This is a genomic window from Novipirellula caenicola, assembly GCF_039545035.1.
Taxonomy (GTDB): domain Bacteria; phylum Planctomycetota; class Planctomycetia; order Pirellulales; family Pirellulaceae; genus Novipirellula; species Novipirellula caenicola.
In genome coordinates this window covers 1-14,922 of the sequence record NZ_BAABRO010000009.1, presented here as the reverse complement: position 1 = coordinate 14,922, position 14,922 = coordinate 1, and the positions used below count along the sequence as shown (strand labels likewise).

Below are 14,922 nucleotides of genomic sequence, written 5' to 3'. Positions count from 1 at the left end.
AGCTCCTCCAGGCCGCTGACGGTGCGCAAACGACCTGACTTGACGGCGAGTCGACATCGCTATCAAGGCACGGGCTATTGGGTCGTCAAGGAACCCGTCGGTCTGCAGTACTTTCGTTTTCACGACGAAGAGTATTACATCCTGAATATGCTTGACGGACACGTCAGCCTGCAGCAGATCAAGGATGGATTCGAGCAGCGTTTCGCTCCGCAAAAGATCACCTTTGGCGATTTGCAGCAGTTCATCGGAATGTTGCACCGCAGCGGATTGGTGATCAGCAATTCTCCGGGGCAAGGAAAAGCGTTACGTGAGCGGGGGCGGAAAAAGAAGAACAAAGAAGTCATGGGCAAGATGTCCAATGTCTTTGCGCTGCGATTCCGAGGCTTTGACCCTGAAAAAATCCTCAATGCAATCCTGCCATGGTTCGGTTGGATCTTTACCGTCCCAGCGTTGATCTTTTTCATCGGTTTGTGTGGGGCCGCAGGACTGCTGCTGGCCAGTCAATACGAGACGGTGTATGCAAAATTACCGACGTTCCAGCAGTTTTTTGCTGCGGATCGCTGGTTGATCCTCGCCATCACGATGGCGATTGTGAAGGTGCTGCACGAATTTGGCCACGGCTTGAGCTGTAAAAAATTCGGGGGGGAATGCCACGAGATCGGCTTCATGCTGTTGGTGTTCACGCCCTGTTTGTACTGCAACGTCTCTGACTCGTGGATGCTTCCGAACAAGTGGAAACGCGTGTGGATTGGTGCCGGCGGGATCTATGTCGAAATGATCTTGGCGTCGATCGCGGCGTTCGTGTGGTGGTTCAGTGAACAAGGGACCACGATCAATGATCTGTGTTTGAACATGATGTTTTTGAACGTCGTCAGCACGGTGCTGGTTAATGGTAACCCGCTGCTGCGTTTCGACGGTTACTACATCCTGATGGACTTTTTAGAGATACCGAACCTTCGCCAAAAGAGCACCGAAGTGCTGAAGCGTTGGTTCCAAGAAACGTGTCTCGGTTTGGAATTACAAGACGATCCGTTCATGCCCACTCGGGGCAAATTCATGTTCGGAATGTTTACCGTCGCCAGTGTGATTTATCGCTGGGTCGTCGTGTTTTCGATTTGTTGGTTCGTGATCAAAGTGCTCGAACCTTATGGGCTGCAAGTGATTGGCCGGATGGTCGCGGTGGTCGGGTTCTTTGGCCTGGTCGCGCAACCGGTGATCCAAACCTGGAAATTTTGTCGTACGCCTGGGAGATTATCAAAAGTGAAACGTGGCCGTTTGTTGGCGACGTTGGCGATCGCCGGGCTGGTCATCGCTGCCGTTGTTAAAATTGAGCTTCCCCATCATGTGGATTGCGCTCTAGAGATTCGACCTAGCCAAGCCGGAGCGGTGTATGCCGGAACTCCGGGACGCATCGTATGGACGGTCGAGCCAGGAACCCAAGTGCGTGTAGGCGACAAGATCGCGATCTTGGAAAACCCGGATCTGCAAATTCGTTTAGCGGATTACCGAGGCGAAGAGGAAGTCGAAACCATCAAACTTCGCAATCTGTCGCTTCGCAGCAGTTATGACCAATCGCTCAAAGCATCGATTGAAACTCAAGTCGAATTGCTCCATTCGCTGGCCTCGGTGCGTGCAAAAACCGAAGAAGAATTAGAGCGGTTGGTGATTCGTGCAAATCGAGACGGTTTTGTCTTGCCGCCACCCGAACGCGACTCGAAAGATTCCGAGGACGGACGGCTGCCCGGTTGGACCGGATCGCCGCTGGATGAACGAAATCGAGGCGCGATGTTGACGGCAGATGACCTGATTTGCGAGATAGGCAGTCAAGAAGCGTTCGAAGCCGTCTTGGTGATCGACCAGGGCGACGACCAATTGGTCCGCGTTGGCCAATCGGTCGACATGAAGCTTGACGCAAACCGCATGAAAACGTTTAGCGGCACAATCTCGGAAAAATCAAACGACCCACTCAAAGCAACCTCGTCCTCGATGGCTAGCCAGACCGGAGGCGACTTGCAAACTGAAATTGACCCCACCACGGGAATGATCAAACCGCGAAGTGTTTCCTACCAAGCACGCGTACCACTGGATCCCAAAGACTTGACGTTGCGGCCGGGTTACCGCGGCAGCGCCAAGGTGCACGTCGACCCGATGTCGCTGGGTTCCCGGTTGTGGCGAGTGATTGCGAAGACCTTTAACTTCGAGTTGTAAACAACTCGCCAAGCTGTGTATTTCGCGTGGTTTAACACGACAAAACAGACAATGACAAATATTTAATCGAACAAGGTCGTCTCACGTTGCAGCAGCCCCCCATATTGTTAGCATGCGAATTGTCAGGATGTTTTTAATCATGGTGACGCAGGCATAACAGAAAGAGAGCTGACTGGGACCTAGTGCGATTCGGGCGGCAAACCCGAGACGATCTTTACGCCCACCCCGTTTTCGCTTGTTTGTGATGCGAGAACAGCATGATATTTCTTCTTTACCTTTCGGAGTGAATTTACTGATGGCAGACGAGACCAAGAGCCCCGCAGCCGACGCACCAGAAGCAGCCACCAGTGCTGCAGCCCCAGCGGAGAAAGCACAAACTCAGCAACAACAACCTGTCCAGGTCCAAGTGACCGATGACAACGCGTTGGCATGCTACGCAAACTTTTGCCGCGTGACCGGATCGCCTGAAGAATTGATCATCGACTTCGGTTTGAACCCACAACCGATCGGCGTTCCGAAGGACCCCATCCAAGTCAAGCAACGCATCATCGTGAACTTCTTCACCGCGAAGCGTTTGTTGGCAGCACTGCAGATGTCGGTCGCTCGTCACGAGTCGGTATTCGGCGTTTTGGAAACCGACATCAACAAGCGAGTTCGTCCCGGTTTGAGCCAGCAGAACCAACCTGCACAAAAGAGCTAATTGATCACGCTGCAACACGTGCAGTGAAATCAGCTAGACTAAGCCACGTCATGTTCCAATATGACGTGGCTTTTTTTGTGCCCATTTGGCTGTTTGCGAATCGATTTCAACCGAGACCATCATGCAGTACCCCATCGAATTGACGTTCAAGCTAATGACCTTTGGCCAGCGCATCACGGCTACCGACGCAAGCGGGAACGTGTTGATGTTCATCAAACAGAAGATGTTCAAACTAAAAGAGAAGGTGAACATCTATAGCGATTCCAGCCAATCGAATCTGATTTTCACCATCGCGTCAGATCGCATGATCGACTTTTCCGCCAACTATCACTTCACCGATGCGCAGGGCAACGATTGGGGCGCGGTCCGCCGCAAAGGCATGAAATCGTTATGGTCGGCGCATTATGAGATCATGCAAAACGGGGTGGTCGACATGACGATCAACGAAGAGAGCCCGATGAAAAAAGTGCTCGAAAGTCTGCTGGGCGAGATTCCAATCATCGGACTGGTCGCGGCCTATCTGTTGAACCCGAGCTATATCGTCACACGGCCCGATGGCACTCCGCTACTGCGGTTGACCAAACGACCGGCGGTGTTCGAGGGCAAATTTGTGCTCGAGAAGCTTGGCGAAATGCCCGAAGACGATGAACTGCGATCGCTACTGGGCATGATCATGCTGGTGCTACTGGAACGCGGCCGCGGGTAAGCGGTTTGTTGAAAATCCGTACTGCCACCTCTCCCAAACGCAGTTTGGGAGAGGTCGAGCAGAGCCTTCAGCGATGCTCGGGTGAGGGTCTGCCTGCAGCTTACTCGCACAGGTCATCGCATGGGCAACTGCTTGCGTCGCTTTCGTTGCGTGGTCGGCCCTCACCCGGACGAGGCCTAAAGGGGCCCGTCCGACCTCTCCCAAGCTGCGCTCGGGCGAGGTGACTCGTTACTGCAACCGGCGAAACTTCGCGACGCCTACGAGGCGGCCAATTGCTTGGTCCAACGTTCGATTTGACTTCGCACTTGCTCGGGTGCCGACGAACCGTAACTCACAAACGCTTCGACCGCGTTGCGGCTACCCAAGATCTCGTACACCGATTCGTCGATCTCGGATGCGTGCGACTGCATCACGTCCAGCGGCAACTCGCTGAGCGGCACGTCGCGATTCATCGCTTCGCCTACAATCGCGCCGACCAAATGATGCGCTCGTCGCTGTGGCATCCCCTTGCGGATCATCCACTCCATCAACGTGGTTGCGTCCAGGTAACCGCGTTCCAATCGGCTGGCGATCGAATCTCGCTGCAACTCGGAACCTTCGACAATGGGGATCGCTAGCTCGAGCGAGGCAATCACGGTGTCGAAGGAATCAAATAGCGGCGGTTTGTCTTCTTGCAAGTCACGGTTGTACGCCAACGGCAAATTTTTGACCAACAACATTAGCGTTTGCAGATTACCCATCACGCGAGCCGATTTGCCGCGAGTCAGCTCCAGCGTATCGGGATTGACCTTTTGCGGCATGATGCTGCTGCCGGTACAGAACGCATGAGGCATCTTGATGAAATCAAATTCGACCGTGCTCCACAAAATCCACTCTTCGGCCCAACCGCTTAAGTGCGAAGCGATTACGGACAGCACAAATGCACTTTCGAGCATGAAGTCTCGATCGCTGCTGGTGTCCAAACTGTTGGCCGTTGGCCGATCAAATTCGAGTGCTTTGGCGGTGTGATTTCGATCGATCGGCAGCGTGGTTCCTGCGACCGCCGCGACGCCAAGCGAGCACTCGTTGACTCGCCGACGACAATCGGCGACACGGCCGCGATCACGCTGCAGTTTTTCGATATACGCCATCCAGTAGTGGGGGGCGATGACTGGCTGAGCTCGCTGCAGATGGGTGTACGCTGGCAGAACGACATCAAAATCGCGTTCGCAGCGGCTCAGGAACGCTCGTTGCAGCTCCAGCAGCCGGGCGTCCACGGTGTCCAGCGCCTCGCGGACCCACATCCGTACATCGGTACTCACTTGATCGTTGCGGCTACGAGCGGTATGCAGTTTTCGCCCCACATCGCCGATTCGGTCGATCAACGCCTGCTCGATATGCATGTGGATATCTTCGAGCTCGAAGCGAATCGGAAACTGGTCGGCATCCAGTTCCGCCTCGATTTCCTTCAAAGTGTCACGAATCGTCGAAAACTCTTCTCGGGTCAATAACCCGACGTCGGCGAGCATGTCGGCATGCGCGATCGAGCCGCGAATATCCTGTTGATACATGCGTCGATCAAAGCTAATGCTCTCGGCAAACGCCTCCAATCGCTTGTCGGTACTCGCCTGAAAAACGCCACTTCGTGATGGACTATCTGCCATCGCCCTATCCTGTTGCTGAGTCGGTCTTAATAATGGAACTTCGCTGCCATTATCACCCAAGAAACCTGGGTGACGACCCCAAGCAGATAAAGAAAAATTACCCATGAAATATTGCTCTCTCTCGATTCTGGCCGATTCGACGATGGTCACACGCCGCCGGCCTCGGTGCCCAAGTCGACGTGCTTTCCCCCTGAACGCCCCCCCTTTGGCATGCCTCGCCGCCCTGCTGGTTCTGGCGATTCCCTCTGCCGCGACGGCCCAACAAGTCCTCGCTTCGGCGCAGGCAGGTGAGCCGTTTGGCGTAGCCACGATCGAAATTCCGTTAGCTGCCGGGGTCCCGATCGGGTCGCTACCGCCGCTTCGCGTGACCGATGCACAGCGACGGGTGTTCTATCCCGTAGGACAAGAGATTCGGCAAGAGTTGGTCCCGCCATCGGAGCGGCCGGTTCCCGAAGCGGGCCAAGGCCGACTGCTTCGCCGCGTTGGAAACTTGATCCGCGAGATCACCAGCAAGGACCAACCCACCGAAGAGACGATTGCAAGACGGATCTCGTTCCTGTTCCAAGGCAGCGAACCGATGGTGGTCGCCCTGAGCGATCCATCCGGCGTGATCGGAGAATACCAATTGAATCCGGAATCCAATCCGGCATCGCATGCTCAACTGTTGAACCAGTGGTGGAGCGACTACACCGCGGCAGCCAAATCGCGAGTCGACGCTGGCGATTATCCACCATGGGTCGAGACCTATTTAGTGTCGATGTTGTCCGGCCGTTTGCATCTTCCCATGCCAGCTTGGTTCACCACCGAATCCGAAGCCGGAGACACGTTGGTGTCGACATTGAAATTGATGGCGGGTGCCGAACAAGCGACCGAGGTAATGTTTCGCCAAGCCGCTTTGGGACAACCGCTAGCACCAGACATGAGCCGAATGGTTCCAGTTCCCGCCGCACCGCGGTGGACCGAGCCGATTCCGATCCCCAATACGGCAAACGACAATGTGGCGATCGAACCGCTGGCGACACGAGTGCCGCCCGAGTGTTTCTATATTCGCTATGGGTCGTTCGAAAACTATTTGTGGTTTCGTGATCTTTCCGAAGAGTACGGCGGCGATGTTTCGCGGATGGTGACGCTACGAGGTTTCCGCAGCCCGGGAACCAAGGCCATCGAAAGCCAATTGAATCTGCAGATGAACCAATTGTCGCGAATGCTGGGACCGACCGTGATCGAGGATCAAGCGATCATCGGTCGCGACCTGTATTTGAATGACGGCGCCACTCTAGGAGTGCTGTTCAAAGTCAAAAACGCATTTCTATTCCGCACGTCGCTGCAAAACGATCGTGCGACGCGGGCGAGTTCGGACGACGCCATTGAACTTGGCGACACCACCATCGCAGGCAAAACCGTCTCGCTGCTGCAGAGTGCCGACAACCGAGTGCGATCGTTTATGGTCGAAGATGGCGATTTCATCTTGGTCACCAACAGCGAAACGATGGCGAGACGTTTTCTCGAAGTTGGCGCGAGCGGGCAATCGCTTGCAACCACCTCGGAATTTCGACTCGCAAGGCAACTGATGCCAATCGAGCGTGAAGATTCGCTGTTTGCTTACTTCTCGCCTCAGATGTTGCAAGGCTTGGTATCGCCTGAATACTTGATCGAACTGCGACGCCGCATTGACGCGAAAGCGGATGTGACATTGGTCCAGTTAGCGAAACTCGCGGCGGCAGCCGAAGGGGCTGCGACCACGTCGATTGACCAATTGATCAGCCGCGGCTATCTGCCCAACAACTTTAGCGAGCGTTCGGACGCCAGCGGGATTGTGGAAATCGGGGATAGCGTGATCGACACTCGCCGCGGCGCCCGAGGAACCTTTTTGCCGATTGCCGACATCGAACTACAAAACGTCACCGCCGAAGAAGCATTGTGGTACTCGCAAATCGCCGCGAGTTACACGTCACGGTTTCCGCACATGGACCCGATCATGGTCGGGGTGCAGCGGGAAACGGTGTTCGCCGGAAGCGACCAAAATGCCACCGTCGAACGGCTCGCCATCCATGCCGAGATCGCGCCATGGTCGCCCGCACAATACGGTAAATACGCTCAGCAATTGGGGCCGCCGACACGGGTCGCGATGCAGTTTGCGCCGGATGACATTGTCGCAGTGCAAGCCCACGTGGCATCGGAACAACTGGGACCACCCACGCATCTATTTGCTGCGATCAAAGACTCGGTGCCGCCTAGCCCGGACGATTTTGACGGTTTGATTCAAACCTATCGAGCACTGAAACAGTTACCTGGTTACATCGGCGCGTGGCCATTACCGGGAGTGATTGATCGCTTGCCACTTGGGCTCGGCCGTGGCACCCCGGTCGGCCCTGGAATGACAAGACTGATTGGCGGTATCTATCGCTACACCGGAGGCGGCTTCAGCGTCTTGTCGTTTTATCCCGATTTGCTGACCGCGAGTCTGCCCTTCTTGGCTTCGATCGAAGTCGAAGACGCAGCCCAACTTCGAGGGCGAATCGGAAACTTGCGAGGCAGCCAACTCGAGTCGTGGGTCACAAACCAACTGTACCAACGGTCGGCGACCAGCAGTTTGGCGGGCGCCGACTTTCTCGGCATGCTGTCACGGCAATTGCGGGTACCGCCGGCCGAAGCACTCGCAGCGACACAGCAAATCTTTGCGACCGATCTACAGTGCACGCTCGGCGGCGAGTACCAATTTTTGCCCCACTTGGATCAATGGCAGAGCACGGTTTGGCATGGAACGCGGCCGCCTGCGAACTCGCCCTTGGACTATTCGCACCCGATCATGCAGTGGTTCCGCGGCGGACAATTCACGTTGACGCAGTATGACGACCGTTTGGTAGTCGATGCGATCGTCGACGCGGCGAGAAAGTAGGCGGCAGGCCGTAAGAGAGCCCGGCTTAGCAACATCACAACTCGACGCGTCAGCGAGGGAATCTCGATCATGGCACGGTCCCTCGCTGACGCGTCGGATTAGGATTTGCCGGGAGACACGACAATAGTGCCACTCCTGAACTCACGCGTCGGATCAGGAGGGTCATTACGATGCGGGCGTCGTGAATCACAAGCTTTCTAAGCCGGACGCTCTCGAAATGCACCGAGGGATGCCTAAAGCCCAGCTGATTCCGTGACCGCGACTTGCTTTGCAGAAATACGACCGGCGAAACTGGTCATCGCAAACGTGGCCAGAAAACCAATAAACACCATCATGTAATACAGCACGTACAGAAAAAACAGATCATTCCACTCGATCGGAAACTCGAGCTCCGTTGCAAAAACAGCCATCGCGAAACTGCCTAATGCAACCACGATCCCTACCAGGATGACTCGTGCCAACCCGCCCCGGGGCGTGGCAAGCAGGATCGCTTGGCTCAGCAGCGCGGTGGCGACGGGGATGGTCAACCAGATCCCGATCAGCACCGGCCAATAAAGTTCGGCCCGGATCGGGGGCAATAGATCGCGTGCTGACGTCAACAGCAGCGCAAATGCAGTCGTCATCGCGATCAGGTCGCCGATCGAAAATTGATGTGGTCTCCGCTGACTTGACTCACGTGGATCGTTCCACCGTGGGACAGCAATCCACGCGAACACGACATTTTGACTTAACACGATTCCCACCATATCCACCAAGGTTGATAGCCAAGGGTCATCGCTGAACGTAAACCAGAACAGGGTCACGCCGATCAGCACCAGCGCAACTTGCAATCCATACCGCACCGCCGGTTGTTTTACCGCCGAGGTGATCCAGCAGCTTGCGGCGATGCTACCGAGCCAGCCGCCGATGACGAAACAGCGAAGGGCAAAGTTCATTTCATGGTTTTCGGTAAAACCATCGGCTGGGTCTGCGGTCCGCCATGATGCGACAATCATTGCCAGTGCCCAGCCACCCAGAATCAGCAGCGCCCTTCGATTGAACAGCGGAATCAAGTAGGTTTGCTGTTTTCCGGCTTCCACTTGGCATTCCCAGGGTTTGGTTTGAGAGAGCGAACTTGAAACATGGATGGTACCACTGAACCGATCATCGCGGTGCTTGGGCACCCGATTGCCGGAAATCCGTCGCAACTCGCAATTGAACGCGCTTTTGAAGCGATGAAACTCGATTGGCGAGTGATGTCCTTTGACGTCACCCCCGAAAACCTGCCCGTCGCCCTACACGGACTCGAAGTGCTCGGCGTCCGCGGCATTCTGTTGGGCAAAAATTTGGTCCGCGAAGCGGCACAGTGGGCCGCCGGCCATCTGCCCGATCAACCGAGCCCCGTCGTCCTGGACTGCTTCTATCGTGACCCGATTTTTCGCTCGGGTCCACAAGGTTCCGCTTCGGAACGATCCGGTTTGCTTGGATTTGATGCCGAAGGACACTGGATTTCGGCGCAGATCCACGCCCATCTTGCGGCCAAACCAGACGATTCCGCCGCCGCAGCCTACGTCATCGGCGAAGTCGGCCGCGATCTCGACTCGCTGTTTCCCGAACCGTTTCGCGACACCCTGAACCAATCATTGGTCGATTCCGACGCCGCGTCGATTCCCACAGCCGATGTGATCTTGATCGGCCAGATTGATGCCGATGCGGTCGCGATGGAAATCGAAGATCTCTCGACCATGCCCTCATCGTCTCTCGTCGTCGACCTCAGCAATAGCGACGTGATCGCCGAAGTTGTCGCGGACTTGGAAAACACGATCATCCACATCGACCAACGCCGAGTCGGTATGATTTGCCAGTGTATCGAAAAATGGGTGGGTAAAGCTGCGCCCGAAGAGATCGTTATTGATGCCATCGAAGAGTATATGGCAGTGTAAATGTAGTCCAAGCTGCCTGCCTGGGTTTACCCGATCACTTCCCACCGTGTCATTCGAAGTAAAACATCCTTCCTGGCTTTGCTAGGATTTTGGCTTTTCCGCGAGACGCATGCGAATGAACGACCAAACCGACTACGTGGAAAAAAAACCTCACGATCTGCTGCGACTGCGTGATGACCGCATCGTGGAAACCGTCGCAATGCTGAAAGTGCGGATCGACGAGCGATTTCCCAACTGCGGACTCGGCAAACTGTGCGGGCAACTTCACCAAGTCTCGCTGCAAGCCGCATCGCGATCGGCCTGGATTGGTCGTCCGATCTTGTGGATTCGCGCGGTCGGCTACTTGTTGGCGTTCAGCTTGTTGGCCGTTTTGATCTTCTATGGTGCCTTGGTGGTTCGCTTGGAACCGGACGAAGTCAGCCCGATGGACTTCATTCAAACCTTTGACGCCGGGATCAACGGCGCCGTGTTTGTCGGCATCGCCTTGTACTTTTTGATCAGTTTGGAAACGCGGATCAAACGCAAACGAGCGTTGGCGGCGGTTCACGAATTGCGGTCGATTGCCCATATCATCGACATGCACCAATTGACCAAAGATCCCGAACGCATTTTGCGAAACTGGCAAGCGACCGACCACTCGCCAAAATACAACATGACGCCGTTTTTGTTGAGTCGATACTTGGACTATTGCAGTGAAATGCTATCGCTGGTCGGCAAGATCGCGGCGTTGTACGTCGAGCGATTCGACGACGCCCATTCCGTCGCCGCCGTCACCGAGATCGAACAACTCAGCACCAGTATGAGTCGCAAGATCTGGCAAAAGATCATGATCCTGTCTCAGTCACGCGAGCTGTTTGAACCGGCCGATCCGGATCCATCCGCAGTGCCCAACCCGACAACCAATGATTCGGCGACCACTCATTCGACGTCAGCTGACACCGAACTTGAATCCACCTCCGAAGGACCTGCAACGCTCTGATGGCTAAAAAGAAAACGAGTATCCGTGATTCCGTGATCGCGGCGGCGAAACAACTCCGCGACGACGTTGATTCGTTGTCGTTTTCAGAACCCGTCACGCATGTCTACAATCCGCTACGCTACGCATGGAACGGCCACCAAGCCTATCTTCAGCATGTCAACAACAAGGGCGTGAATGTCGTCTTCTTGGGGATGAATCCCGGGCCATGGGGGATGGCGCAAACCGGAGTCCCGTTTGGCGAAATCGACTCGGTCAAAAATTGGATGGGGATCAATGTCCCCGTCGATCACCCCGACAACGAGCATCCCAAACGGCCCGTCGAAGGGTTTGATTGCAGCAAGAGCGAGGTCAGTGGGCGTCGACTGTGGGGATTGTTTCGCGAGCGGTTTAAGACGGCAGATGCGTTTTTTAAAGACCACTTCGTACTGAATTATTGTCCGCTGGTGTTCATGGAAGCCTCAGCACGCAATCGCACGCCCGACAAGCTGCCCGCTGCAGAGCGAGAGCCGCTCAATGAGGTCTGTGACACGCATCTGCAAAGACTACTGCAACTGCTCGACCCCACCCACGTCGTCGGCGTCGGTGCTTATGCCGAAGGGTGTTTGAAACGATCGCTTGAAGCCATCAACAGCGACGCAAAACTTTCGCGGATCCTTCACCCCAGCCCCGCATCGCCAGCGGCCAACCGCGATTGGGCCGGCACCGCCACCAAGCAACTCAAAGAAGCCGGCATCTGGAAGTAGTGCCATCCGCCGCGTCCCTCACTCCTCACTCCTCACTCCTCACTCCTCACTCCGGCTGCTATCCTACAGTAGCTCACTCGTCGTTCCTCGATTCGGTCTGCAAAGCCCATGTCCCGCACTCTTTTTCAAAATGCCAACGTAGTACTCCCCGACTCGGTCCGCACTGGATCGGTGTTGGTCGAAGACGGCAAGATCTTGGACGTCGACGCCGGCTCGCATGTTCAAGCGGACGAGGTGGTCGATTGCAGCGGACGCTATCTGCTGCCCGGCGTGATCGACGACCAAGTTCATTTTCGTGATCCGGGCCTGACGCACAAAGAGGACCTTGAAACCGCATCGCGTGCCTGTGCCGCAGGTGGGGTGACTTCGTTCCTCGAAATGCCCAATACCAAACCACCTGCGATCACGTTGGCCGGGGTTCGTGACAAAGAAGCGATCGCGGCTAAAAAATCGCGAGTCAACTACGGGTTCTACATCGGAGCCACCCCCGACAACGTGGCCGAGCTGCAACAAGCAACCGACGTTCCGGGAATCAAGATCTTTATTGGCAGCAGTACTGGCAATTTGTTGGTGGACGAGCAAGCGGCGCTGGAACGAATCTTTGCGGAAACCGATTTGCCAATCTGCGCCCATTGTGAAGACGAAGCCACGGTGCGTGCGAACGCCGAACGATTGGCCGGCACGACGGACATCACCGACCACTCACGCATTCGCGACGAAAACGCCGCCGTGATTGCAACCAAACGGGCGACGGAGTTGGCTCGTCGATACAAGCATCGCTTTCATGTGCTGCATGTTTCAACCGCTGCGGAGTTGCCGCTGCTTGCCGATGCCGCACCCTACATCACGGCCGAGATCTGTCTGCACCACGTCTTCTTTAACGTCGACGACTACGCGAGACTCGGCAGCCGCATCCAAATGAACCCCTCGATCAAAACCAGAGCGGATAACAAAGGTCTTTGGCAGGGACTGCTTGATGGCACCATCCAAGTGATCGCGACGGATCACGCCCCCCACACCCTCGAAGAAAAATCGCAGCCGTATCCGCAAAGTCCATCGGGTTTGCCGGCAGTCGAAAACAGCTTGGCACTGATGCTCGATCAAGCCAACGTAGACCGCTGCACGTTGAATCAAATTGCGTCGTGGATGAGCGACGCCCCCGCTCGAGTGTGGGGCATGGTGGGCAAAGGCCGAATCGAAGCGGGGTATGACGCCGATTTGGTGCTGGTCGACATGAATGAAAAACGCACGATTCGCGACGCCCAGCAGCATACAAAATCCCGCTGGAGCCCCTGGGACGGGGATACACTGCAAGGATGGCCTGTTGCGACTTATGTTCACGGGCACTGTGTTTGGAATACAATACGCGGGTTCGACGAATCATTCCGCGGTACCAAATTGCGGTTCGACCACAGCCGAGGTGGCTTTTGGAACACCGTCGATGGCATCGGTACCTAACAAGAGATAACAACATGAAACGATTTGCAACCTGTTTACTGACCACCCTTCTGCTCGCCCCCGCGTTCTCGTTTGCCGAGGACGACAGCGAAGCGACCGCGACCGCCGACACCAAGATCGTCTTGTTCGATGGCAAAAGCCTCGACAATTGGAAAGGCCGCGAGGACCTTTGGAGTATCGAAGATGGCCAAATCGTCGGCCGCACCACCGAAGCCAACCCGATCGACGCCAATACGTTCTTGATTTACGAGGGAGATGTCCCGGAAGACTTTGAACTGACGGTGTGGTTCAAGATCGAAGCGGGTAACTCGGGAATCCAGTACCGCAGCCGAATCGTCAATGAAGACAAATTTATCGTTGGCGGCTACCAAGCCGACATCGATTTCACCAACCGATTCGCGGGCATCTTGTACGAAGAACGAGGCCGCGGCATCTTGGCTCAACGTGGTCAACAAGTCACCATCACGGCCGACGGCAAGAAGAAAAACGAATCCTTTGCGGATGCCAAAGAGCTTGGTAACGCGATTCACCCGGGCCAATGGAATGAATTCCGTGTCGTCGCCAGGGGCAACCGTCTGCAACACTTCATCAACGACACGCTGACCGCCGAAGTGACTGACGAGCAATCTGAAAAAGCGTCGACCGATGGTGTGATCGCGTTGCAGTTGCATGTCGGACCGCCGATGACCGTCCGCTTCAAAAACATCTCACTGCAGAAGTAAGGTTTCACGGTGGTGAAGAAAGTGTCTGGATCGACGTTCGACCGCGAGGTGCTTGATGCCAACGTCCCGGTGCTCGTCGATTTCTATTCCGATCACTGTGCTCCGTGCCGAAAAATGGCGGGGCAGCTGAACAAGCTGGATTCGCAGGCCAAGGGCCGCTACAAAGTGGTCAAAGTCGACACCGACGCTGAGAGTGATTTAGCGAACGATTACCAAGTCACCTCACTACCCACGCTGATCGTGTTCACACGCGGCCGAGCGACCAAGCGGTTGGTCGGCCTGCAAGACAATCTGACGCTGATGATGGCACTCGGCTTGGTTTGATCGATCATTGGTTTGATCGATTATGCGATCGGCGTCGTGATTAAAAGTGGGCGACCGTCTTTCTAGATTCACAACAACGTAGCCCGAAGGGCGTTAACCCAATGCCGTCGACTTGGCCCGGACCGAGTGGTTTTCATAGCGGAGTGGCGCGAATCGCCCGGTAAATATTGAACGTTTTACTCGCTGCAACCGGGCGGCACGCGCCGCACCGCTACTAAAGTAGATGGCATCAGGTGTGTCGGCCTCCGGCCTAATACTGCGAATCGCGCGATTTAAAAATCGCACGTTCCCCACGAGAGACGACCTCAAGTCTACTCTTCATTTGTTGCGATCAGAGGGCGGATCGCTTGGCAAAGTCTGATTCAGATCGACGACCGCGACAATCAAACCGAGGCACGCTGACGGCTTGGAAAGCCGTGCGACTATCTTGCTAATGCCCCTTCGAGCAACATCCCCCGGCCGATGACAGGTTGGAAGCCTATCCCACACCTCGAAAGTCTTCGCGACTTTCGCTACGAGCGAGTTCACGGGATCAAAAATCGCACGTGACTATTCCCGTCGCGACGATCAAACCGAGATACGCTGACGGCTTGGAAAGCCGTGCGACTATCTTGCTAA

At 55.6% G+C, this 14,922-nt stretch carries 12 protein-coding genes; 10 read left to right on the top strand and 2 right to left on the bottom strand.

The features are described from left to right. Positions 1–21: 21 nt before the first annotated feature. The 3 genes from ABEA92_RS17425 to ABEA92_RS17415 all read left to right on the top strand — a co-directional run bounded on the left by ABEA92_RS17425 (position 22) and on the right by ABEA92_RS17415 (position 3,614). Positions 22–2,208: a hemolysin D gene (locus tag ABEA92_RS17425; protein WP_345685124.1), complete on the top strand. Its 2,187-nt coding sequence runs from the start codon at positions 22–24 to the stop codon at positions 2,206–2,208. A 295-nt stretch (positions 2,209–2,503) separates the two neighbouring features. After that, on the top strand, positions 2,504–2,908 hold the full coding sequence (locus ABEA92_RS17420; protein ID WP_345685123.1) for a DUF3467 domain-containing protein: 405 nt from the start codon (positions 2,504–2,506) through the stop codon (positions 2,906–2,908). 121 nt (positions 2,909–3,029) lie between these two features. Further along, entirely contained in the window at positions 3,030–3,614 is a 585-nt protein-coding gene (locus ABEA92_RS17415; protein WP_345685122.1) for an LURP-one-related family protein, read from the top strand. A 257-nt stretch (positions 3,615–3,871) separates the two neighbouring features. On the opposite strand, the gene argH is transcribed toward ABEA92_RS17415, so the two are convergent. Continuing rightward, positions 3,872–5,257, bottom strand: a complete 1,386-nt coding sequence (gene argH, locus ABEA92_RS17410; protein WP_345685121.1) for an argininosuccinate lyase — start codon at positions 5,255–5,257, stop codon at positions 3,872–3,874. 103 nt (positions 5,258–5,360) lie between these two features. Here argH and ABEA92_RS17405 point away from each other — a divergent pair, with 103 nt between their 5' ends. Continuing rightward, the gene (locus ABEA92_RS17405) at positions 5,361–8,156 is read left to right on the top strand and encodes a hypothetical protein (protein ID WP_345685120.1); all 2,796 of its coding nucleotides are present in this window, start codon (positions 5,361–5,363) and stop codon (positions 8,154–8,156) included. Positions 8,157–8,389: 233 nt separating this feature from the next. Here the strand turns inward: ABEA92_RS17405 and ABEA92_RS17400 are convergent, their stop codons facing one another. Then, positions 8,390–9,235: a hypothetical protein gene (locus ABEA92_RS17400; RefSeq protein WP_345685119.1), complete on the bottom strand. Its 846-nt coding sequence runs from the start codon at positions 9,233–9,235 to the stop codon at positions 8,390–8,392. 42 nt (positions 9,236–9,277) lie between these two features. On the opposite strand from ABEA92_RS17400, the gene ABEA92_RS17395 reads away from it, so the two are divergent. The 6 genes from ABEA92_RS17395 to ABEA92_RS17370 all read left to right on the top strand — a co-directional run bounded on the left by ABEA92_RS17395 (position 9,278) and on the right by ABEA92_RS17370 (position 14,304). Next, positions 9,278–10,078, top strand: a complete 801-nt coding sequence (locus tag ABEA92_RS17395) for a hypothetical protein (protein WP_345685118.1) — start codon at positions 9,278–9,280, stop codon at positions 10,076–10,078. Positions 10,079–10,193: 115 nt separating this feature from the next. Next, positions 10,194–11,057 carry a hypothetical protein gene (locus ABEA92_RS17390; RefSeq protein ID WP_345685117.1) on the top strand — a complete coding sequence of 288 codons (864 nt, stop codon included), beginning with the start codon at positions 10,194–10,196 and terminating at the stop codon, positions 11,055–11,057. Beyond that, positions 11,057–11,800, top strand: coding sequence for a uracil-DNA glycosylase family protein (locus ABEA92_RS17385; protein WP_345685116.1), 744 nt, complete (start codon positions 11,057–11,059; stop codon positions 11,798–11,800). The genes ABEA92_RS17390 and ABEA92_RS17385 overlap by 1 nt, the downstream gene beginning before the upstream one ends. 108 nt (positions 11,801–11,908) lie before the next feature. Next, a complete protein-coding gene (locus ABEA92_RS17380; protein WP_345685115.1) occupies positions 11,909–13,258 on the top strand; it encodes a dihydroorotase in 1,350 nt (449 codons plus the stop codon). 14 nt (positions 13,259–13,272) lie between these two features. Continuing rightward, the gene (locus ABEA92_RS17375; RefSeq protein WP_345685114.1) at positions 13,273–13,980 is read left to right on the top strand and encodes a 3-keto-disaccharide hydrolase; all 708 of its coding nucleotides are present in this window, start codon (positions 13,273–13,275) and stop codon (positions 13,978–13,980) included. A 12-nt stretch (positions 13,981–13,992) separates the two neighbouring features. Beyond that, complete coding sequence (locus ABEA92_RS17370; protein ID WP_345685113.1) at positions 13,993–14,304, top strand: thioredoxin family protein; 312 nt, start codon at positions 13,993–13,995, stop codon at positions 14,302–14,304. The last annotated feature ends 618 nt before the right edge of the window (positions 14,305–14,922 follow it).

Coding starts and splice junctions, on each gene's coding strand:
- ABEA92_RS17420 (WP_345685123.1), top strand. CDS start 2,504: ATGGCAGACGAGACCAAGAGCCCCGCAGCCGACGCACCAGAAGCAGCC.
- ABEA92_RS17415 (WP_345685122.1), top strand. CDS start 3,030: ATGCAGTACCCCATCGAATTGACGTTCAAGCTAATGACCTTTGGCCAG.
- ABEA92_RS17390 (WP_345685117.1), top strand. CDS start 10,194: ATGAACGACCAAACCGACTACGTGGAAAAAAAACCTCACGATCTGCTG.
- ABEA92_RS17375 (WP_345685114.1), top strand. CDS start 13,273: ATGAAACGATTTGCAACCTGTTTACTGACCACCCTTCTGCTCGCCCCC.
- ABEA92_RS17380 (WP_345685115.1), top strand. CDS start 11,909: ATGTCCCGCACTCTTTTTCAAAATGCCAACGTAGTACTCCCCGACTCG.
- ABEA92_RS17405 (WP_345685120.1), top strand. CDS start 5,361: ATGAAATATTGCTCTCTCTCGATTCTGGCCGATTCGACGATGGTCACA.
- argH (WP_345685121.1), bottom strand. CDS start 5,257: ATGGCAGATAGTCCATCACGAAGTGGCGTTTTTCAGGCGAGTACCGAC.
- ABEA92_RS17385 (WP_345685116.1), top strand. CDS start 11,057: ATGGCTAAAAAGAAAACGAGTATCCGTGATTCCGTGATCGCGGCGGCG.
- ABEA92_RS17395 (WP_345685118.1), top strand. CDS start 9,278: ATGGATGGTACCACTGAACCGATCATCGCGGTGCTTGGGCACCCGATT.